Origin of the sequence: Streptomyces sp. NPDC019531 (assembly GCF_044903305.1) — a bacterium.
Classification (GTDB): domain Bacteria; phylum Actinomycetota; class Actinomycetes; order Streptomycetales; family Streptomycetaceae; genus Streptomyces.
This window is the reverse complement of record NZ_JBJDQL010000006.1, coordinates 172,593-192,993: the sequence shown is the minus strand read 5'-3', so window position 1 is coordinate 192,993 and position 20,401 is coordinate 172,593. Positions and strand designations below refer to the sequence as shown.

Annotated in this window: 17 protein-coding genes; 8 read left to right on the top strand and 9 right to left on the bottom strand. The window is 71.6% G+C overall.

The genetic code is table 11. The annotated features are described in order from the left end of the window. Positions 1-152: 152 nt before the first annotated feature. Entirely contained in the window at positions 153-521 is a 369-nt protein-coding gene (locus tag ACI2L1_RS10320; RefSeq protein ID WP_404738879.1) for a hypothetical protein, read from the bottom strand. A 96-nt stretch (positions 522-617) separates the two neighbouring features. On the opposite strand from ACI2L1_RS10320, the gene ACI2L1_RS10315 reads away from it, so the two are divergent. Together ACI2L1_RS10315 and ACI2L1_RS10310 are read left to right on the top strand one after the other, a co-directional pair. Then, positions 618-1,598 carry a helix-turn-helix transcriptional regulator gene (locus ACI2L1_RS10315; RefSeq protein ID WP_404738878.1) on the top strand — a complete coding sequence of 327 codons (981 nt, stop codon included), beginning with the start codon at positions 618-620 and terminating at the stop codon, positions 1,596-1,598. 8 nt (positions 1,599-1,606) lie between these two features. Then, on the top strand, positions 1,607-2,056 hold the full coding sequence (locus ACI2L1_RS10310; RefSeq protein WP_404738877.1) for a GNAT family N-acetyltransferase: 450 nt from the start codon (positions 1,607-1,609) through the stop codon (positions 2,054-2,056). Here ACI2L1_RS10310 and ACI2L1_RS10305 read toward each other — a convergent pair. Together ACI2L1_RS10305 and ACI2L1_RS10300 are read right to left on the bottom strand one after the other, a co-directional pair. After that, positions 2,037-2,549: an AAA family ATPase gene (locus tag ACI2L1_RS10305; RefSeq protein ID WP_404738876.1), complete on the bottom strand. Its 513-nt coding sequence runs from the start codon at positions 2,547-2,549 to the stop codon at positions 2,037-2,039. The two genes, ACI2L1_RS10310 and ACI2L1_RS10305, sit on opposite strands and share 20 nt — an antisense overlap. A 137-nt stretch (positions 2,550-2,686) precedes the next feature. Further along, on the bottom strand, positions 2,687-3,772 hold the full coding sequence (locus tag ACI2L1_RS10300) for a M12 family metallopeptidase (protein ID WP_404739016.1): 1,086 nt from the start codon (positions 3,770-3,772) through the stop codon (positions 2,687-2,689). A gap of 98 nt (positions 3,773-3,870) precedes the next feature. Here ACI2L1_RS10300 and ACI2L1_RS10295 point away from each other — a divergent pair, with 98 nt between their 5' ends. Then, positions 3,871-6,441, top strand: a complete 2,571-nt coding sequence (locus ACI2L1_RS10295; protein WP_404738875.1) for a LuxR C-terminal-related transcriptional regulator — start codon at positions 3,871-3,873, stop codon at positions 6,439-6,441. A 90-nt stretch (positions 6,442-6,531) separates the two neighbouring features. Here ACI2L1_RS10295 and ACI2L1_RS10290 read toward each other — a convergent pair whose 3' ends face one another. Next, on the bottom strand, positions 6,532-9,099 hold the full coding sequence (locus ACI2L1_RS10290) for a CHAT domain-containing protein (protein WP_404739015.1): 2,568 nt from the start codon (positions 9,097-9,099) through the stop codon (positions 6,532-6,534). A gap of 148 nt (positions 9,100-9,247) precedes the next feature. Here ACI2L1_RS10290 and ACI2L1_RS10285 point away from each other — a divergent pair, with 148 nt between their 5' ends. The 3 genes from ACI2L1_RS10285 to ACI2L1_RS10275 are packed head-to-tail and all read left to right on the top strand — an operon-like array spanning position 9,248 to position 11,789. Further along, complete coding sequence (locus ACI2L1_RS10285; RefSeq protein ID WP_404738874.1) at positions 9,248-10,675, top strand: S8/S53 family peptidase; 1,428 nt, start codon at positions 9,248-9,250, stop codon at positions 10,673-10,675. Between the two features lie 59 nt (positions 10,676-10,734). Further along, positions 10,735-11,310 carry an RNA polymerase sigma factor gene (locus tag ACI2L1_RS10280; protein WP_404738873.1) on the top strand — a complete coding sequence of 192 codons (576 nt, stop codon included), beginning with the start codon at positions 10,735-10,737 and terminating at the stop codon, positions 11,308-11,310. A 5-nt stretch (positions 11,311-11,315) separates the two neighbouring features. Then, positions 11,316-11,789 carry a hypothetical protein gene (locus ACI2L1_RS10275; protein ID WP_404739014.1) on the top strand — a complete coding sequence of 158 codons (474 nt, stop codon included), beginning with the start codon at positions 11,316-11,318 and terminating at the stop codon, positions 11,787-11,789. 55 nt (positions 11,790-11,844) lie between these two features. Here the strand turns inward: ACI2L1_RS10275 and ACI2L1_RS10270 are convergent, their stop codons facing one another. Then, the gene (locus ACI2L1_RS10270) at positions 11,845-12,624 is read right to left on the bottom strand and encodes an N-formylglutamate amidohydrolase (RefSeq protein ID WP_404738872.1); all 780 of its coding nucleotides are present in this window, start codon (positions 12,622-12,624) and stop codon (positions 11,845-11,847) included. A 47-nt stretch (positions 12,625-12,671) separates the two neighbouring features. Between ACI2L1_RS10270 and ACI2L1_RS10265 the strand changes: the two genes are divergently transcribed. Then, positions 12,672-13,001, top strand: coding sequence for a DUF5713 family protein (locus tag ACI2L1_RS10265; RefSeq protein WP_404738871.1), 330 nt, complete (start codon positions 12,672-12,674; stop codon positions 12,999-13,001). Positions 13,002-13,239: 238 nt separating this feature from the next. On the opposite strand, the gene ACI2L1_RS10260 is transcribed toward ACI2L1_RS10265, so the two are convergent. Beyond that, positions 13,240-15,459, bottom strand: a complete 2,220-nt coding sequence (locus ACI2L1_RS10260) for an NADP-dependent isocitrate dehydrogenase (protein WP_404738870.1) — start codon at positions 15,457-15,459, stop codon at positions 13,240-13,242. 206 nt (positions 15,460-15,665) lie between these two features. Here ACI2L1_RS10260 and ACI2L1_RS10255 point away from each other — a divergent pair, with 206 nt between their 5' ends. Beyond that, the gene (locus ACI2L1_RS10255; protein ID WP_404738869.1) at positions 15,666-16,118 is read left to right on the top strand and encodes a hypothetical protein; all 453 of its coding nucleotides are present in this window, start codon (positions 15,666-15,668) and stop codon (positions 16,116-16,118) included. Between the two features lie 232 nt (positions 16,119-16,350). On the opposite strand, the gene ACI2L1_RS10250 is transcribed toward ACI2L1_RS10255, so the two are convergent. The 3 genes from ACI2L1_RS10250 to ACI2L1_RS10240 all read right to left on the bottom strand — a co-directional run bounded on the left by ACI2L1_RS10250 (position 16,351) and on the right by ACI2L1_RS10240 (position 20,149). Continuing rightward, the gene (locus ACI2L1_RS10250; protein WP_404739013.1) at positions 16,351-17,436 is read right to left on the bottom strand and encodes a mechanosensitive ion channel family protein; all 1,086 of its coding nucleotides are present in this window, start codon (positions 17,434-17,436) and stop codon (positions 16,351-16,353) included. A gap of 160 nt (positions 17,437-17,596) precedes the next feature. Continuing rightward, positions 17,597-19,120: an amino acid permease gene (locus ACI2L1_RS10245; RefSeq protein WP_404738868.1), complete on the bottom strand. Its 1,524-nt coding sequence runs from the start codon at positions 19,118-19,120 to the stop codon at positions 17,597-17,599. Positions 19,121-19,159: 39 nt separating this feature from the next. Next, a complete protein-coding gene (locus ACI2L1_RS10240) occupies positions 19,160-20,149 on the bottom strand; it encodes a hypothetical protein (RefSeq protein ID WP_404738867.1) in 990 nt (329 codons plus the stop codon). Between the last annotated feature and the right edge of the window lie 252 nt (positions 20,150-20,401).

Sequence of the window (20,401 nt, the reverse complement as noted above, 5' to 3'; positions counted from 1 at the left end):
TTCCGCCGGCTGTCTCCTCCAGGAACAGGGCGTTCTTCCACACCGAGTACGAGGGCCCGACCCTCCGCCACCAACTCGGCTTCGCACACCCCGACGACGTCCGGGGCGAGCAGCGAGTGGCGTGACACCCGTCCGAACCGGTGGTCCGACGCTCACTCCGCCCAGTCGAGTTGATGCTCGGGAGTGCCCACCGACCGTCCGTACGCCACCGCTTCGGCGCGGCCCGCCTCGTCGCCGCGCCGATAGCGGAAGACCTTGCCGGCGAAGACGACCACCCGCTCGTCCCCGGCGGTGAAGTCGGCGTACCAGCCGAGTTCCGGTGCCAGCACCTCGGCGATCGCGTCCGCGAGCCCACCGATGTCCTCGCCGTCGCTCTCCCACTCGACGAGCGTCCACACAGACGGCTGTCCGTCGGCCGCCGCACCGATCTCGACCCTGCCGACGTTCCGCAACCGCAGCCCTTGCGGCTTGAACACCGCGCCGGGCCGAAGGCTCTCGCCGATGACGTATCCGGTGATCATGTGCTGTCTCCCTGCTGATCGGGGGCTTCACGGACGACGCTACGGCCGTATGGCTGACATCCTGTGTCAGTCGTACGTCGATGAGGTGATCGCCCGATGCGAGCGGACCGACTGCTGTCCCTCCTGCTCCACATCCAGTCCCGTGGTCGGCTGACGGCCCGTCAACTGGCCGTGGAACTGGAGGTGTCGGTACGAACCGTCTACAGGGACCTGGAGGCGCTGAGCGCGGCCGGCGTGCCGGTGGTGGCGAAGGGAGGCCCCGGCGGCGGCTGCCGTCTGATGGAGGGCTGGCGCAGCCCGCTGCTCGGCATCAGCGCCGAGGAGGCGACGGCTCTGCTGGCGGTGGCCTCCGGCGGCGGCCCGCTGGAACGGATCGCGCTGGGCGACGCGTTGGCCCAGGCCCGACTGAAACTGCTGGCCTCGCTGCCGACGGCGGGCCGCGAGCAGGCGAACGCGACGGCGAGCCGCTTCCACATCGACGCCCAGGCCTGGTTCAGGCCAGCGGAACCGGTCCCACACCTCGCCGTGCTCGTCGACGCGGTACGACGGGACCGACGCCTGCGGCTGAGCCATGCGGGCCGACCCGGCTCGACCAGAGTCGTGGACCCCCTCGGCCTCGTTGCGAAGGCGGGCGTCTGGTACCTGGTGGCCCGGTCGGACCGGGGCGTCCGCGCCCACCGGGCGTCGAGAATCACGGAAACCGATCTCCTCCCGGAGCCATTCACCCGCCCCACCGACTTCGACCTGGCGGCCTACTGGGCCCGCTGGACCGCCGAGTTCGAGGCGAGCCTGGACCAGTTCCCGGTCGCCGTACGCCTGACGACGGCAGGGCTCGCCGTACTTCCGCAGGTGCTCGGCGACACCGAGTCGGCGGCACGGGCGACCCCCGATCCGGAGCGGCCCGGACGGCACCGCCTGGTCCTCCACTTCGACGACCGGCGCACCGCCTGCCGCCGCCTGCTCGGCTTCGGCCCCGACGTCGAGGTCCTCGAACCGGCCGACGTCCGGGAGGGGTTGGCGGCGACCGCCCGCAGCACGGCCGACCTCTACCGGGAACCGCCCGGCACCGTGCCATGATCGACGCCATGGCCGTCCGTATCGACATCGACCTCGCCGACGTCACAGACCTCCACCAGGTCCTGGCGGACCACGCCCGCTACTGGGGCGAGCGCGACCTCCGCTCGCTCCATCTGACCGTGCTTATACAGGAGTTCGGCCCCACCTGCCTGGTCGCCCGCTCCGAGGACGGCATCCGCGGCTACCTCTTCGGGTTCGTGACGCCCGACCACACCGGATACGTCCACCTGATCGCCACCCGCGACGACACCCGCGGCACCGGCCTCGGCCGTACCCTCTACGAGGCCTTCACCGAGACCGCCCGCCGTCAGGGCGCGGTCCGCCTCAAGGCCATCACCTCGGTCACCAACGAGGGCTCCCTCGCCTTCCACCGCAGCCTCGGCTTCGACGCCCGCGTGGTGGAGGACTACGACGGCCCCGGCCGCGCCCGTGTCGTCTTCACCCGGGACCTGCGGTGAGGATCGCATCGAGCAGCGGGCCCAGCGAATCCTCGGGCTCCTGTCCCGCGGTGTCGACCACGAGGCGGTCCCGATGCCACGGCTCGTACTCCCGATCGGCGATTTGCTGCCAGGTGGGCAGCGGCAGGTCCGGGATGTCCACCGAGCGCGCGTCCACGCGCCGCCGGTGCTCGTCCGGATCGGAGCAGACGACCTCCACCTCGACCACGGGCACCCCGGCCCTCGTCGCGGCGCCGCACCAGGCATCGCGCGTGATCGCCAGCGGATTGACGGACTCCGCGATCACCGTGAGCCCCTGCCGCAGCTGCTCTTCGGCGAGGGCGTACCCCACGACATAGCCCACCGGCCCCACGGGATGCCGGGCCAGTCCCGAGCGGACGACCGCCTGCTCGATGGTGTCGACCCGCAGATGGACCGCGCCCGTCCTGGAGGCCAGGAGCCGCGCGAGGGTGGTCTTGCCGGTGGCAGGCAGGCCGCCGATGACGATCAGCATGCCCCCACCCTTTCACCCGGAACGCGCACGCCGTGTGGCCGACGCTCGTCTCCCTCCCCCGAAGGTGACGAGCGCCGGCCATTCCCCCGGCGCCGGACAGTGGTCCAGCCTCGCCCGCGTGCGGCCCGTATGTGCTCTCACCAGCACATGACCGCGGTTTCCCCCGAACCCCACGCGGAGTACAGGCGCACACGGACGAAGTAGCGGCGGCCCTTCACGAGACGGGCCCTGATCGTTGCGTTGTGCGGAGTGCCTCCGTCGTCCCGGCCGGTGAGGTAGCGGGGCTCCTCGTCCCGCTCCTCGAAGACCACGACGACGGTGTCGCTGTCGCCGAAGGTGCCCACGGTGTACTCGCGGGTCTCCGGCGGCTCCACGATGAAGTCGGCCTGCTCGCCCGGGCCTAGCCCGAGCGGAGCGGACCGGAAGGGCATCAGCGCCGGAGGCCGGGTCGGCTCGGTCGGCGGGTACCAGCGCAGGACGTACTCCTTGTCGGCGGGCGACAGGGTGCCAGGCGGGTTGAGGCCCTGGCGGAACTGCTCGGGCTCCAGGATCAGGCCCGCCTCGAACGGGTACTCCATGATCGACTGTGGGTCCCAGACGGTGCCGTTGACCTCGTCCGGTTCCAGCTTGCGCAGGATGTTGAAGGAGGTCCGGTCCCGGCTCCAGAAGTTCGGCGGGCCCGCCAGATCGGCGTACACGGCCTCGTCGTCCCAGTGGATCCCGGCGAACGGACTCTGGTGCTCGTGCAGCATGCCGAGCGCGTGCCCGATCTCGTGCAGGGCCGTCCCGCGCTCCCCGGGCGCGGTCAGGTCCCAGCCGAAGTTCATGGTGCGCTCGGTCAGACCGACGTGGAGTGCGTCCTTGCCCACCGTCGACCAGGAGCCGTCACCGATCTGGAACCCGATGCGCAGTTCGGCCTCCGAACGGTCCCCGACCTCGGCGAACCTCACTCCGATCCCGAGGTCCTGCCACTCCTGGAAGCACTCGCGCACCACGTCCCGCTGCTCCTTGGCGCCGACCCACGACACCCGACGGGACTGCCCGGTCCCCGGAACTGGAATGACCGACCCGTCGGTGTCGCCGTCGAAGAAGCAGTAGTGCAGGACCGTGCTGTTGACCCACATCCGGCCGCCGCCGATGAGCGCGCTCAGCCGCTCGGCGGCCAGCCCCGGGGCGAACGCCGGAGCCGGCTGCTGCGCGAGTGAGCAGTAGCGGGCGGTCATGGTGTTCAGCGTGCCGTCGGGCGGCTCGGGGCGCCTGAGTCGGGGGCTACTCAAGTCCCCCTGTATCAGGACTGAGTAGCGGTGCTCTTGCTTCCGTGATGACATTCGAACGGGACGCGAAGACCCTGGAGCTGCCCTGGCCGTTCACCGGGCGGGAGGACGAACTCGAACTGGTCCGCAGGTCCGTGGCCGGGGGACGGCACGGCATCGTGGTGACCGGCCCCGCGGGGCGGGGCAAGACCCGGCTCGTCACGGAGGCCGTGCGCGGCACCGACTGCGCCAGGGTGGCGGGCACGCCCGAGACCCGCAAGCTCCCGTTCGCCGCCTTCGCACATCTGCTTCCCGAGACGGTGTCCCTGCATCGCGCGGTCCAACTCCTCTCAGGCGTACGACTGTTGCTCGTCGACGACGCCCATCTGCTGGACGACGCCTCGGCCGCCCTCGTCCACCAGCTCGCCCTGCACGCCCGCACCCGCCTCGTGGTCGTCGCCACCGACGGAGCCCAGGCGCCCGGTGCGATCTCCCGCCTGTGGACCGGAGAGCTCCTGCCGCGACTCGCCCTGGAGCCATTGCCCCGCGAGGAGACCGCACAGCTGCTCGCGGCCGGCGCCGGGGCCCTCGAAGCCCTCACCGTGAACCGGCTGCACCGTCTGTGCCGGGGTGACCTGCGGCTGCTGCGCGAACTGGTGGACGCGGTGCGTGAGCAGGGACAGCTGATCCGCGTCCCGGACTCGGCCGAGTGGCAGTGGCGGGGCCCGGTGCCGATCACTCCGGCCGTCCGTGAGCGCACCGCTCATCTCCTCGACCGCACCGGTCCCGGCGAGCGCGAGACCCTGGAACAGCTGGCGTTCGGCGAGCCGCTCCCGATGAACGCCGAGACATTCGACCTGTACGTCCTCGAAGGCATGGAGGCCGACGGACTGGTCCACGTCGACGACCACGGCACCGTTCGCCTCGCCGACCCCCTGCACGGCCCGGTGCTGCGCGCCGCCGCCGGACGCCTGCGGGCCCGCCGCCTGGCCCGCACCCCGGCCGACTGCATGGCCGCCCTGGAGACCGAGACGGCCACGCTGACCCGGGCGATCGGCGAGAAGGACGTACGGGCCGTCCCGGCCCCGGTGGGGGAGTGGCTCCTGGACGAGGGCGCCGGGATCCCGCCCCGACACGCCGCCGCACGAGCGCGGTTCGCCCGCCTGCGGGGGGAACTGCGGGAGGCCGCGTCCTGGGCGAGGGAGGGACTACGGGCGACCGCCGATGACCGGTCCTGCAGCCTCGAACTCACCCTGGCCGCAGCGCAGTCGGGGGACACGAAGCTCGCGGCGGGGTCTGGCGCCGCAGGCCTCCCCGAGCCTTCGTCCAGGTCCGGCGACCTCGGATCCGCGGGGCCCCTGCCACCTCCAGGCGCCCCCTGCCGCACGACACCCTCGACGGCCCCCGCCACGTCTGGCTCCGCCACACCTCGGGCCCAGTCCCCCCGGAACCGACTCCCGTCCCCGCCAACCGACGCCGGCACGGACCGTCTTGCCGCGCCCATGGTCGGGCGCGACGGCTGCCAAGTCGCCGCGCGTGAAAGGGATTTCGGCGAGAGCCAACTCGCTGCGTCGGCCGCGGAGTCCAGCACGGACCGGCTCGGCGTGCCCACCGTCGGGGGCGGCGGTGCCCCCAATGCCGCGGCTGAAGCCGGGCCTGTCGGCGGTCAAGTCGTGGTGTCTGTCGGGGAGTCCGGCGCGGACCGTCTTGCCGTGTCCTCTGCCGGGGGCGGTGGTGTCCCCGTTGGCGTGGCTGAGGCCGGGCCTGTCGGCGGTCAATTGGCTGCGTCTGCTGCGGAGTCCGGAGCGGATCGTCTCGGTGCGTCCCTTGCCGGGGGCGGTGTCCCGGTTGCCGCCGCCGAGGCCGGGCCTGTCGGCGGCCAGTTCGCGGTTTCTGTCGCGGAGTCCGGCGCCGACCGTCTCTCCGCGCCCACCGTCGGGCGCGACGGCGTCCGAGTCGCTGAGCTTGGGGTCGAGTCCGGCGGCGGCCGACTCTCCGCTGCCCCTGCCGAGTCCAGTGGCGCCCAACTCACTCAGCCCACCGCCGAGTCCGGCACCCCACCCCGGTCCAGCGGCGCGGGCGGATCGGCGGACGCCTGGCGGGCCGCCGCCCGTGGTGACCTCGACGCGGCGCTCGGCTCGGTCACCGAGGAGCCGTACGACGCCGTCCGGCTCGGTGCGCCGGACCGGGCCGTCGGCCGGCTGACCGGTGTGTTCGCCGCGCACGCCGAGGCGCTCGCCCGTCGCGACGGTCCTGCCCTCGACCGCGCGGCGCACGCGCTGGAGGAGCGCGGGTTCCTGCTGTTCGCGGCGGAGGCGTACGCCCACGCCGTGCGGGCGCACCGCGACCCGAGCGCGGCGCGCACCTCACGCAGCCGCGCCGTCGCTCTCGCCCGCCGCTGCCAGGGCGCCCGGACCCCGGCCTTGTCCGGCCTCGTTCTCGGCGAACTCACCGCCCGGCAGCGGCAGGTCGTCACGCTCGCCGCCGCCGGCCTGAGCAACCGCCAGATCGCGGAGAAACTCACCTTGTCGATCCGCACCGTTGGCAACCACCTCTACAGCGCGTACACCCGCCTCGGCGCAAGCGACCGCGACGCGTTGCCGTGCCTGGTGGAGCTGCCGGAGGCCCAGCCGGCCTGAGCCGCACCCCTGACCGGGGCGGTCTGACCCCCAGTATTCGGGGGAGGGGTCAGGCCGCCCCACACATCACGTCACACACCACACCGCACATCACGCGGCCCCGAACGCCGAGAACGCCCACCCCGTCGCCCGATGCACCGAGTCCCCCGGCAGCGCCCCCCGCGCATCCCGCAACGCCTCCGCCAGCGACAACCCCGAACTCAGCCCCTTGTGCAGCGCGAGCATCAACGGCACCACCGCCTCGTCGTTCACCGGCGCACTGCACGCCACCACCCCCGCCGTACCCAGCGGCAGCAACGCGGTGACAAGTCCGAGCAGCTCGTCCGCGCCGACCGAGGCGAACCGGGCCGTGTCGCAGCAGGACAGGATGATCCGGTACGGACTGCGGTCCAGGCGCTCGAAGTCGTGGACGATGAGCGGCCCGTCGGCCATCCGCAGCGACGAGAACAGCGGGCTGTCCGCACGGAACGCGCCATGCGCGGCGATATGCGCCAGCGCGGCCCCGTCCAGTTCCTCCAACACCCGCGGCACGCGCGCGTCGTCGTACTCCAGGACGGTCGCGGAGCCGTAGCGCCCGGCCAGTTCGGGCACCTCGGCACCCCCGGTGGCGAGTCCCGGCCCGCGCACCAGCACCTGCCTCGCGCCCGTCGGCGGCACGGTGTCCCTGGCACGCAGCCAACTGCTCGACGACGGCGACACGCTGAACACCCGCTCCCGCAGCGAGGGCAGCAGGGCCCACGGCACCCGGTGCAGCCGCCCCGGCGGCACCACCACGACAGGACCGGAACCGAGCCGCGCCGCGGCAGGCCCCAGCAGCAGCTCCTCCAGGTGCCGCCCCGCGGCCTCCACCACCGGAAGTCGAGCCTCCGCCCCGGGATGCGCCAACCGCCGCAGTCCCGCCTGGACGTGCTCCGCCTCGCGCTCCGCGTCCGCCAGCAGCCCGCCCTCGAACCGCCGCACCCGTCCCTGCCCGCACAACAGCACCTGAACCCGCCCGCCCACTACAGCGAGTTCGACCAGTCGTACGTCGTCACCGAGCTGTTCCAGCAGTCTGCGGGGGTCGAACCGGTAACCGTCACCAGGCGCATCGCCCCGCATATGGAGGGTGCGGGAGCGGATCTCCCGTTCCAGGCGCCGCTGTTCACGCTCCAGCGCCGGCACCGGCCGACCCTCCATCCGGGCCGCCTCCGCACGGGCCGCGATCTCCCGGTAGGCGGTCAGGTCGCTGAGCAGTGAGGGGTCGGCCGGCGGACGGGTCGGCGGCGCGGACAGCACCGTGGCCCGCCAGCGCTCGCTCCACACCAGCAGCTGCCGTGGCCCGCCCGAGGCGAGCGAGGCCCGCGCGGCAAGACCGGCGAGTTCCGCACCCTGCGCGGTGGCGCGCGCCCTGAGCTCCGAGGCGCCCAGGGTCGTACGGTGATCGTCGAGCACGTCCAGACCCCGGCGACAGGCCTCAAGGACCCGTCGATCGGACCCCAGGGCCCGCGCCCACAGTGCCTGCGCCGCCCAGCCCGTCATCCGGGCCAGCGGCGGCCCGCTGTGCCGGCTGCGGGCGGCGACCTCCAGATGACGCTGAGCGTCCTCCCGCCAGCCCAGGTCGAGCGCGATCCGGCCCGCGAGCAGCGAGGCCTCCGGGGCGGCGGGCGCGCCGAACGAGGCCAGCCGGTCGGCCACCGCGGCCGCCTCCGCGACCAGCCGGCCCGAACCGCGCCCGGCGGCGACCCGCGCCTCGATCAGCACCAGCCGCGCATGCGTCTCCCACCAGGTGCGCCGCTGGCCCGCGAACAGCCGTACGGCCATGTCGGCACGGGCGATCGCGGTGTGCGCGTCCCCCGCGAGCCGGGCGGCCCGCGCGGCGGCGAGCAGCAGCTCCGCCTTGAGGGTGGACTGCCCGCCGATCCCGTCGAGCACCTTGATCGCCGCGTCCGCCTCCGCGAGCGCCTCCGGGGCGAGCCCCGCGGCCATCAGGACCTCGCAGCGCCGGACGGTGAGCATGAACGTCGGAGTGCCGAGCTTGGCGTACCGCTCCTGCGCCTCGTCGAGCAGCCGCAGCGCGGCCGGAATGTCCCCCGACCGGTACGCGGCAAGGCCCCGGCTCTCCACCGCGTCGGCCTTGTCGTGCTCCTGCCCCGTGGTGTCCCACAGTGCCTCTGCCGCGGTGAAGTCGGCGTCCGCCCGCTCCACCGCCCCCAGCGCCAGATGCACGGTCGCCCGCAGGGTCAGCGCCCGAGCCGTCCAGATCACGTCGTCCGCCTGCCGTAGCACCGGAACCGCCCGCCGTACGTCCTCCAGCGCCGCCCGGTGATGGCCGAGCACCCATGACGCGTAGGCCCGCCGGAACAGGACACGCGCGCGTGTGTGGCCGCTGCCGACCTCGACACCCCGCTCCAGCGCCGCGAGACCCTGCCGGGTGCGCCCCGCGTGCACCAGCGCCACACCGAGCGCGGCCAGCACGTCCGCCTCCCGGTCGGCCGACTCCGAGCGCGCCGCGAGATCGCGGGCCCGGCGCAGATGGTCCAGGGCGATCCGCATGTCGCCCCAGTCCCGCTGCCAGATCCCGATCACCTGGTGGGCGACGGAGGCGTGCAGCGGTGAGGGATCCGAGCCGAGTACTTCCTCTGCCCTCGCCAGCGCCTGGTTGGGGGCGGCGAACACCATCGGCAGCAGTTCGAGAACCGTGTCGCTTCCCGCTGTCACTCAAAGGATGGTAGTGGCCCAGGTGGCGGGCCACACCGGTTTGGCGCTGTATCAATCACCGGCACCGCGGCTCTGACTGACGACCGCAGCCTCAGTGGGAGGACACGCCATGGCACCTCAGCGATTCCACGAGCAGTTCGACCAGATCCAGCGCTCCATGCCCGACGTCCCGTTGGCCCTGGGACCCGACGACGCCTCGGAGTTCATCTACGAGAAGGGCGTGGTCCTCGCCCGGGACGGCGCCGAGGCACGGCTCGTCGAGGACACCGTGCGCGCCCACTTCACCGAAGCGACCGGCCTGGTGGGCGAGTACGTGCAGCGGGACAGCCCCGAGACCAACCGCTCGGGCATCACCCGCATCAAGGTCGGCGACCCCGGACACGGCGACCGGCGCGGCGACCGGGCCGTCACCAACGCCCTGCGCGCCCTGAGCGAGCGGGAGGGGCACACCGGACGGCGCCTGGTCAGCCGTAACCATGTGGTGTCGATCGCCGTCAACTCATGCCCAGGCGACGAACCCGTGCCCGCCGCCCTCAGCCAGGGCACCAACCCGGCGCCCGCCGAGGCCGGTTACGACTCGGGCACCGCGGTCGGCGTCCTCGTCGTCGACAACGGCCTCACCCACGACCACGGGCTGGTCCCGCTGCTCGCCCACGTCCAGGGCGACCCGCACGGCACGGAGACCGACGGTGCCGGCAACCTCCTCCAGTACGTCGGCCACGGCACGTTCATCGCGGGGGTCCTCGCGGCCGTCGCGCCCAACTCCGGCATCACCGTGCGCAACACCCTCAACGACGCGGGCGCCATCCTGGAGTCCGAGCTCGGCGCGAAGCTCTTCGAGGCCGTCGCAGGCGGCTGGCCCGACATCATCAGCCTCTCCGCGGGCACCTCCAACGGCCGGACCGACGGACTGCTCGGCATGGACGCGTTCATGGAGGAACTGCGTGCCCACGGCACCCTGTTGGTCGCGGCGGCCGGCAACAACGCCAGCGCCAGCCCCTTCTGGCCCGCCGCCTACGCCGGCCTGCCCGACTACCAGGACGTCGTCCTGTCGGTCGGCGCGCTGCGCGGCGACGGCGAGTTCGGCGCCTGCTTCAGCAACCACGGGCCCTGGGTGAACGTCTACGCCCCCGGCGAACGCCTCACCAGTACCCTCACCGGCTTCGACGCGCCCGTGCCGTACGCGTACCAGCACTCCACCTACGAGGCCTGCCGGTTCGGCTTCACCTATGTGTGCACCTGCCAGTCCCCGTCCCACGTCGGCGTGTTGAGCGAGGACGGCACCACCGCCAAGCCGGACCAGGTGATGTTCGAGGGATACGCGCACTGGAGCGGCACCTCCTTCGCCACCCCGGTCGCCGCCGGTCTCGTCGCCGCCCACATGACCGCGAACAAGGAGACCGACCCACGCGAGGCCCGGCGGCAACTGCTCGCCGCCAACGCCCAGTTCGCCGAAGTGCGGGGAGCGCACGTACCGGCGCTGAAGCCGGCCGGCTGGCGTCCGGTGCCGGTCGTGCAGCGCCCCGTCGGCGCATGAGGGCCGGAGTGGTCCCTTCCACGGCGTACGATGACTTGCCGTACACGAGGGGTGGGACCGTGGACCGAGCAGATGTCGGTGCGCTGGTCCAGTCCGCCGTCGACGGTGACGCGGCGGCCTGGAAGGCGCTCGTGGAGGGGCTGAGCCCACTGGTGTGGTCCGTCGTACGCGCGCACCGGCTCTCCGACGCCGACGCGCACGAGGTGTACCAGACCGTGTGGTTCCGCTTCGCCCAGCACCTCGGGCGGATCCGCGAACCCGACAAGGCCAAGTCCTGGCTGGCCAGCACCGCGCGCCACGAGTGCCTGAAGGTGCTCAAGAGCTTAAGGCGGCTGACCGTCACGGACGATCCGCGGCTTCTGGACCGGATCAGCGAGGATCTTACGCCCGAGCAGTCGTTCATCGACTCCGAGGAGGCCGCCGCGCAGAGCGAGCGCGTCCGGTACTTGTGGCAGGAGTTCGAGGAACTCGGCGATCGGTGCAGGCAGTTGCTGCGCATCCTGATGGCCTCGCCGAAGCCCGGCTACCAGGAGGTGTCCGCCGCCCTGGGTGTCGCGGTGGGCAGCATCGGACCACTGCGCCAGCGCTGTCTGAGGCGGTTGCGGGCGCGGCTCGAAGCCCGGGGGGCGGTATGAGCGACATGAACGACGACCTCGGCGAAGAGGCCCTGCCCAACGAGGAGTTCGATCTCGACCTGCTGGAGGAGGAGCTCCGGCAGGCCGCGGCCATCCTGGACCCCGTACCGCCCGCGCTGCGGCAGATCGCCGTCGAGGCCTTCGCGCTGCACGATCTGGACAGCCGTATCGCCGAGTTGGCCTTCGACTCGGTGGTGGACGCCATTGCGGTGAGGGGAGCGACGGGGGCGCCCCGGATGCTGACCTTCCACGCGGGCGAGGTGACGGTCGACGTCGAACTCACCGCGCAGGGTCTGATGGGGCAGGTGCTGCCGCCCCAGTCGGCCCTGATCGAGGTGCTCAGCGGTCCGCAGGCGGGCTCCCCGCTCACCACCGACGACATGGGACGCTTCACCCACGAGGCTTTCCCCGCCGGTCCCTTCGCCCTGCGCCTGCGGACCGGTGAAGGAGTGATCGTCACCGACTGGCTGACCGTCTGAACCCCACACGCACCACAGGACGGGCAGGCTCTGCGGCCCGGGCTCCGGGCGGAGGTCAGCTCAGGGCGTCCACGAGCGCGCCAAGGGCCACGGCGAGGGTGTGCAGACCCGGTCCGGCGGGCCCGCCGGGTTCGGTCATGTACGTGTTCCGCCGCATCTCCACCATCAGGGCGCTCACCCGCGGATCGCGGCAGTGGAACTCCAGCGGTACGTATGTCCCGCTGAACGGACTGTCCAGCCCGACCTCGCCGGACGCGAACGCCTCCCGGGCCGCGGCGACCAGCTCGGGCGGGGTGTGGAAGGAGTCGGTACCGAGACACACGGGCGGCCGCGGCCCTTCGCCGTGCAGTTCGTAGGGCAGCGGTGTGCTGGGATAGGAGTGCACATCGATGATCACGGCCCGACCGACGGCGTCCAGCCGCTGGGCCACGGCTTCGGTCATGGCTCGGGCGTACGGCCGGAAGTAACGCGCGATCAGCGGCTCCGGGTCGGTGTCCGCTGGCCGCAGCGCCTCCCGGTGCGTGGTCCGCGTGTACACGGCGCCCATCCCCACGGCGAGCATCTCCTCCCGCTCGTCCGGAAACCGCTCGGGGTCGACGACCAGCCGGGAGAGCCGGTTCACGAACCGCCACGGGGTGCTTCTGGACAGCCCCGCCGCCACCTCGGCGAGCTCCGAGGTGTGCGCGTCGACGATGTGGTCGAGCTCCCGCTCCAGCGCGGAGTCGTCCAGCATGATGCCCGCCCGCACCTCGGCCGGTATCTCCCGTGCGGAGTGCGGCACATGGAGGATCACCGGCGACTGCGCGGCACCGGGCAACAGATCGAACGAGGGCATACGGCTGCTCCCGGGGCGTTGTCAGTGGTGTGGGGCACCATCTCAGCATGGACATCGGCAACCAGCACGTGATCGCCCACCCGTTCCTTGACGCGCTCTACCGGGACGGCTGGTACCCCGACCGCGCGGTGGACCGGGGCAAGGAGATCCTGCTGCGGCTCTGCGAGCGCATCGAGACGGACCGGCCCACCGACCTGGCCGCGCTGTATGTCCTGACGCAGGCGGCCACCGAGGAGTTCAACGACCTCCAGGACGACGACTTCGACATCGAGACCGTGGCCCGGGAGGAGATAGCCGAGAACTTCTGGTTCGTGGCCAACGCCTACGGCTTCGCGGACGCCGACGCAGAGGAACTGATCGCGACCCGGGACTGGTGAGCCGCCCGGGCGGTGCCGAGCCGGTCGGCCGCGCGGGTCCGTCGAGTCCGGCGGCGACCCGGCGCTCTGGTCGGAGGTGGGCGAGGACAGACCTGTCCGGCACCGGACAGCCCACAGCCTCCATAGCCTCCATGGCTTCCACGGCCCCCGCGACCGCCCGGTCGGGCTCGGCCGTGAAGACGACCTCGCCCCGGCCGGGCACATGCCGACCGGGGCGGAGTCATACAGCGGGCGGGCGTCAGCTCAGGGACGCGAGCGCCTCGTTCCACGTCGTCGACGGGCGCATGACCTTCGCGGCCTTGGCCGGGTCGGGCTGGTAGTAGCCGCCGATGTCGGCCGGCTTGCCCTGGACGGCGTTCAGTTCGCCGACGATCTTCTGCTCGTTCGAGGAGAGGGTCTCGGCGAGCGGGGCGAAGGCCTTCGCCAGGTCCGCGTCGTCGGTCTGCGCCGCCAGCTCCTGGGCCCAGTACAGGGACAGGTAGAAGTGGCTGCCGCGGTTGTCGATGCCGCCGACGCGACGGGTCGGGGACTTGTCCTCGTTGAGGAAGGTCGCCGTGGCGCGGTCGAGGGTGTCGGCGAGGACCTTGGCCTTGGAGTTGTTCGTGGCCGTCGCGTACTGCTCAAGGGACGGAACCAGGGCGAAGAACTCACCGAGGGAGTCCCAGCGCAGGTAGTCCTCCTTGACCAGCTGCTGGACGTGCTTCGGCGCGGAACCGCCGGCGCCCGTCTCGAACAGGCCGCCGCCCGCCATCAGCGGGACCACCGACAGCATCTTGGCGCTGGTGCCCAGCTCCAGGATGGGGAAGAGGTCGGTCAGGTAGTCACGCAGGACGTTGCCCGTCACGGAGATCGTGTCCTCGCCGCGGCGGATGCGCTCCACCGACAGCTTCGTCGCGTCGACCGGGGCGAGGATCCGGATGTCCAGGCCCTCGGTGTCGTGCTCCGGCAGGTACGCGTTGACCTTGGCGATCAGGTTGGCGTCGTGCGCGCGGGTCTCGTCCAGCCAGAACACCGCCGGGTCGCCGGTGGCGCGGGCGCGGGTGACGGCCAGCTTCACCCAGTCCTTGATCGGCGCGTCCTTGGTCTGGCAGGCGCGGAAGATGTCACCGGCGGACACGGTCTGCTCGATCACCGCGTTGCCGTTCTGGTCGACCAGGCGGACCGTGCCCGTGGTCGCGATCTCGAACGTCTTGTCGTGGGAGCCGTACTCCTCGGCCTTCTGCGCCATGAGGCCGACGTTGGGGACCGAGCCCATGGTCGACGGGTCGTAGGCGCCGTTGGCCCGGCAGTCGTCGAGGACGACCTGGTACACGCCGGCGTAGCTGGAGTCCGGCAGCACCGCGAGGGTGTCGGCCTCCTGGCCGTCCGGGCCCCACATGTGGCCGGAGGTGCGGATCATGGCCGGCATCGAGGCGTCGACGATCACGTCGGACGGCACGTGCAGGTTGGTGATGCCCTTGTCGGAGTCGACCATCGCGAGGGCCGGGCCCTCGGCGAGCTCGGCGTCGAAGGAGGCCTTGATCTCGGCACCCTCGGGCAGGGACTCCAGGCCCTTGTAGATGCCGCCCAGACCGTCGTTCGGGGTGAGGCCGGCCGCGGCGAGCGCCTGGCCGTACCGCGCGAAGGTCTTCGGGAAGAACGCGCGCACCACGTGACCGAAGATGATCGGGTCGGAGACCTTCATCATCGTGGCCTTCAGGTGCACGGAGAACAGCACGTCCTCGGCCTTGGCGCGGGCGATCTGCGCGGTGAGGAACTCACGCAGCGGCGCCACGTGCAGCACGGAGGCGTCGACGACCTCGCCGGCGAGGACCGGTACGGACTCACGCAGCACGGTGGTGGAGCCGTCGTCGCCGACCAGTTCGATGCGCAGCGCGCCGGCCTCGGAGATCACGACGGACTTCTCGGTGGAGCGGAAGTCGTCCACGCCCATGGTCGCCACGTTGGTCTTGGAGTCCGACGACCAGGCGCCCATGCGGTGCGGGTGGGTCTTGGCGTAGTTCTTGACCGAGGCGGGGGCGCGGCGGTCGGAGTTGCCCTCACGCAGGACCGGGTTCACCGCGGAGCCCTTGACCTTGTCGTAGCGGGCCTGGATGTCCCGCTCCTCGTCGGTCTTCGGGTCGTCCGGGTAGTCCGGCAGCGCGTAGCCCTGGGCCTGCAGCTCGGCGACGGCGGCCTTGAGCTGCGGGATCGACGCCGAGATGTTCGGCAGCTTGATGATGTTGGCCTCGGGCGTCTTCGCCAGCTCGCCCAGCTCGTGCAGGGCGTCCGGGATCCGCTGGTCCTCGGCCAGGTACTCCGGGAACACCGCGATGAGGCGTCCGGCCAGCGAGATGTCCCGCGTCTCCACAGAGACACCCGCCTGCGAGGCGTACGCCTGGACCACCGGCAGGAAGGAATACGTCGCCAGGGCCGGGGCCTCGTCAGTGTGCGTATAGATGATGGTCGAGTCAGTCACCGGGTGCTCCGCTCCACGTCTGCAACATTGCTCGACATCAAGATATCTCGTGACCGGCCTCGGCTCGACAGGGGTCCGGGCACGCTGTCCGAGAACCCGTGCCTCCCTCGAAGCAACTCAAGAGTCCGATCTTGTGGTCAGGCAGGTTGATCACACTCGTCCGACGGCCGGACCCGACCGGCAGGCCGCCCGAGAGGAAGCGGACCATGAGATATCGCACCAGGGTGACGGTCCCGGCAGCTCTGCTCGGCACGGCGGCGGCCCTGTCCCTGGCCTCCCCGGCGCACGCGGACCCGGAGACCGCCACCCCTGGCCCGGAGACCCTGGGGGACTCCGTCTTTCCGGGCCTGGGCAACGACGGCTACCGCGTCGGCGCCTACCATCTCGACTTCGCGTACGACCCCACGACCCGGCTGGTCGACGCGACGGCGACCCTGAGGCGCTTCCGCAACGCCTCGGCGTCGACCGACGACTGCATCGCCGTCGCTTCGGAGGTCTCCGGCACGGACCAGTCCGGTTTCCTGCGGGACCGGCTCTTCGGCGCGAAGACCCCGAGGATGCCCGGCCACCCGGACTGGACCGTGACCCCGGTGACCTCTGCCCTGCGCACACCGCCGAGCAGTCCGAGCGGTCCGCACGACAACTCGGCCGCCCTGTAGCCGACCTCGGCAGGGGGGCTCCCGATCAGCCCGGACGGCTCCGCGCAGCCACGGCTTCGCGGAGCCGTCGGGCGCCGACGTGCCGGACGCCCGGCGCGGGGCGACTGATCGGGCGGTGCGATGGCCTCGGGCCCGGCCCCGGCCGCGCGGGGCGCACCCGATCGTGGCCCCCCTTACGAGCCAGGCCCGGGTACGCCGTTCCTCAACGCCGGCCTGGTCCGAAGTGCATGACCTAGTCGAGCCGGGCGGAGGACACGTCGCCCGGCTCGATCACGGTCTCCGCGCCCCGCTGCTGCGGAATCGTCACCGACCCCTGCTGAATGGCCACCGTCCGCGCCGGCGCCGGAATCCGGATGCCCTCAGCGCGGTAGCGCTTGTGCAGTTGCTTGATGAACTCGTGCTTGATGCGGAACTGGTCGCTGAACTCGCCGACGCCCAGGATGACCGTGAAGCCGATACGGGAGTCGCCGAAGGTGTGGAAGCGGACCAGCGGTTCGTGCTCCGGCAGCGCGCCCTCGATCTCCGTCATGACCTCGGTGACGACCTCGCAGGTGACCCGCTCGACGTGGTCCAGATCGCTGTCGTAGGCCACCCCGACCTGCACCAGGATCGTCAACTGCTGCTCGGGACGCATGAAGTTGGTCATGTTGGTCTTGGCGAGCTCGCCGTTGGGGACGACGATCAGGTTGTTGGAGAGCGCGCGGACCGTGGTCTGGCGCCAGTTGATGTCCTCGACGTAGCCCTCCTCACCGCTGGCCAGCCGGATGTAGTCACCCGGCTGGACCGTCTTGGAGGCGAGGATGTGGATGCCCGCGAAGAGGTTGGCGAGGGTGTCCTGAAGGGCGAGCGCGACCGCGAGACCGCCCACGCCCAGGGCGGTGAGCAGGGGCGCGATGGAGATGCCGAGGGTCTGCAGGACGACCAGGAAGCCGATCGCCAGGACCAGCACCCGGGTGATGTTGACGAAGATCGTGGCCGAACCGGCGACTCCGGAGCGGGACGTGGTGACCGTCCGCACGAGCCCTGCGACCAGCCGGGCCGCCGCCACCGTCACCACGAAGATCAGCAGCACGGTCAGGACCTGGTTGACGGTGTGCTGGACCCCCTTGGTCAGCGGCAGCGCCGCCGCGGCGACGGCGATGCCGCCCGCGATCGCCGCCGACGGCACCACGGTCCGCAGCGCGGCCACGAGGACGTCGTCGCCGCCCCACTTGGTGCGGTCCGCGTGCTTGCCCAGCCACTTGAGCAGCATGCGCAGCAGGAAAGCCGCCACCAGGCCCGTGACCACGGCGATGCCGGCGCCGACCATGTCGTCCATGGTGAGATCCCGTTGAAATGCCGTCACGTTGCCACCTGTTCGAAATTGCGGGATGTGCGATCGCGTCGGCCGCGTGAAGGTTCCGTGGCCGACGCGACCGCTCATCCTGCCGTATCCGGTACAGGAGTTCGTAGCTGGCGGGGTGCCGGATGGCGAGGTTTCAGACGATGCCCTCGGCGAGTTCGGCCTGCTCCCGGTCGGAGTAGGCGGCGGTCGTGGGTGTTCCGTACGAACGCCGGGCCACGAACCACCACACCGTGGCGAGGAGCAGTACGACGGCCAGGGCGACGGACGCGTAGTTCATCGTGTCCACGGTCACCGGCGAGGCCTGCGGCAGGCAGAACAGCACCGTCACACACGCCACCCAGACCACAGCAGTCCATCCGATGGGCTTGCTCCACCGGCCCAGGCTCCACGGACCCGGCTGAAAACGGTCCCCCGCGCGCAGCCGCAGCAGTACGGGGATGGCGTACGCGGGGGTGATGCCGATGACGTTGATCGCGGTCACCGCGCCGTACGCGGTCGCCGAGTACAGGGAAGGCAGCGCGAGCAGAGCGGCGACCACGACCGCCAGCCAGACAGCGGCGACCGGCGTCTGGGTACGGGCGCTGACCTTCCGCCAGAGCGCCGAGCCAGGCAGGGCCTTGTCCCGGCTGAACGCGAACACCATCCGGCTGGCAGCGGCCACCTCGGCGTTGCCGCAGAACAGCTGCGCCACGATCACCACGACCAGGAGCGCGCTCGCGCCGTCCGTGCCGAGACCGTCGAGCAGGATCTGCGCCGGCGGCACCCCGGTCGCACTGTTCCGCGTGGCGTCGTAGTCCTGGATGGCGAAGGTGAGCCCGGCGAGCAGTACGAACCCGGCGATCCACGACACCCAGATCGAACGCACGATGCCCTTCGCGGCGGACACCGAGGCGTTGGAGGTCTCCTCGGAGAGGTGGGCGGAGGCGTCGTAACCGGAGAAGGTGTACTGCGCGAGCAGCAGACCGATCGCGGCCACGTAGACCGGGTTGTGCCAGCCGGTGTCGTTGACGAACTCTGTGAACACGAAGGACGGCGACTGGTGGCTGTCCGGGACGATCCACAGGGCGCCGACGATGATCGCCACACCGACGAGGTGCCACCACACGCTGATCGAGTTGAGCACGCTGACCAGCCGGACACCGAACAGGTTGAGCACGGCGTGCAGCAGCAGGATCGCCAGGAAGATCAGCATCGTCTTCTCCGGCGTCGGCTCGAAGCCCCACTGAAGGTTGGCGAACGCGCCAGCGAACAGGGCGGCGCCGTAGTCGATGCCGGCGATCGCGCCGAGCAGACCGAGCAGGTTCAGCCAGCCCGTGTACCAGCCCCAGCGGCGCCCGCCGAGCCGGTCCGCCATGTAGTACAGGGCGCCGGACGTCGGATACGCGCTGGTGACCTCCGCCAGCGCGAGTCCCACGCACAGCACGAACAGTCCGACGCCGGCCCAGCCCCACAGCATCACGGCGGGGCCGCCCGCGCCCATGCCGAAGCCGTACAGGGTCATACAGCCGGACAGGATCGAGATCACCGAGAAGCTGATCGCGAAGTTGCCGAAGCCGCCCATGCGCCGGGCGAGCACGGGCCGGTAGCCGAGTTCCCGCAGCCGCTGTTCCTCGTCCGGCTGCGGGACTCCCGGGGAGACCGTCGGTTCGGATGACATACGGAGACCTCCGATGAAGTGTCGGGAAAGGTACGGGTGTCAGGGGCCGTGCGTCGCGGACCGGCTGCGCGCCCGCGCCTGGAGGAAGACCTGCACGCCCTCTGCCTGCACGCCGTTGGCGTCGGCGCGGTAGGACCAGGGCAGCGGCGTGTAGTACGGGCCGAGCGCGTCGAACACCCCGGTCGCCTCCTCGAACCGCAGGGCACCCCACAGGGCGTGGGCGAGATGGTTGAGGTCGAGCGGGGTGCGCTCCTCGGCAGGGGCGTGCGCGAACCATTGCCCGTGGGCCCGGTCCGCTTCCCGGATGGCTTCCTCGGCCACCCAGTGCAGGTCGAGCGCGGCACTGCGTCCACTGCCGCGCCGGTACCGCTCGACCCGCACGTACAGCGGCAGGACGTGCAGCGCGGAGCCCGTCGGGGCCGACTCCGCGGCCCAGTGCGCATAGCCGACCGCCTCCGCCAGCCGACCCGAGGACGACTGCGCGTACAGGAACTGCAGCATGCGGTGGTGGGCCTCGCGGTTGTACGGGTCCCGCTTGTCGGCCTCCGCCAGCAGCCCCCACGGCCCCGGCGGCAGCGTCGGACCGGGCGGCTCGGCCCGGTGCTCCTCCCACAGCAGCCTGTGGTCCAACTGGGCCAGGGACAGCAGACACACCCAGGGCACCGGGTCATGGGCCGCGATCCGGGCGGCGGTCCGGCTGACGTCCCACGCCTCGATCCACAGTTCGTGCGTACGGCGGTGCTGCTCGCGCCGGGCCCGCAGCGCGCGCTCCACCGCGACCCGGGCCCGCATCACCGCGGCCGGCACACTGCCGGGCTCCTCGGTGAGCCAGGTCCGCACCACGTCGGTGCCCGCGGCCGCCGCGGCCAGCACCTGGGTGCGCTGGGTCCACTGCCACCAGGCGGTGGTCCGCTCCAGCAGGGTGCGCATCGACATCCATCGCCCGGTACGGACCTCCTGGAGGGCCGCGCGCAGTTCCGGGTCATGGCCGGCGGGATCGTATACGGGGCGTGCTCCTTCTCTGGCCATCACCGGCCCGCCCCGGACGTGGGGCCTGGCAGGACGGCAGGGTGGAGTAGCAACAGCCCTCCTCGGGGCGGCGGTTGAGGAGATCGCGTTGGTCGGCGGTCACTATAGGGGCGGAGAATCGAGACCACATCAGCTTCCCGATCATTAAGAACTTCTTTTCATGGAACGGAAGTTGACTGGTGATCGGCCAGTGAACACGGCCAAGTCGCCGCTGCTGGGGGCCGCTTGACGCGGTACGGAAAGCGGCGGCAG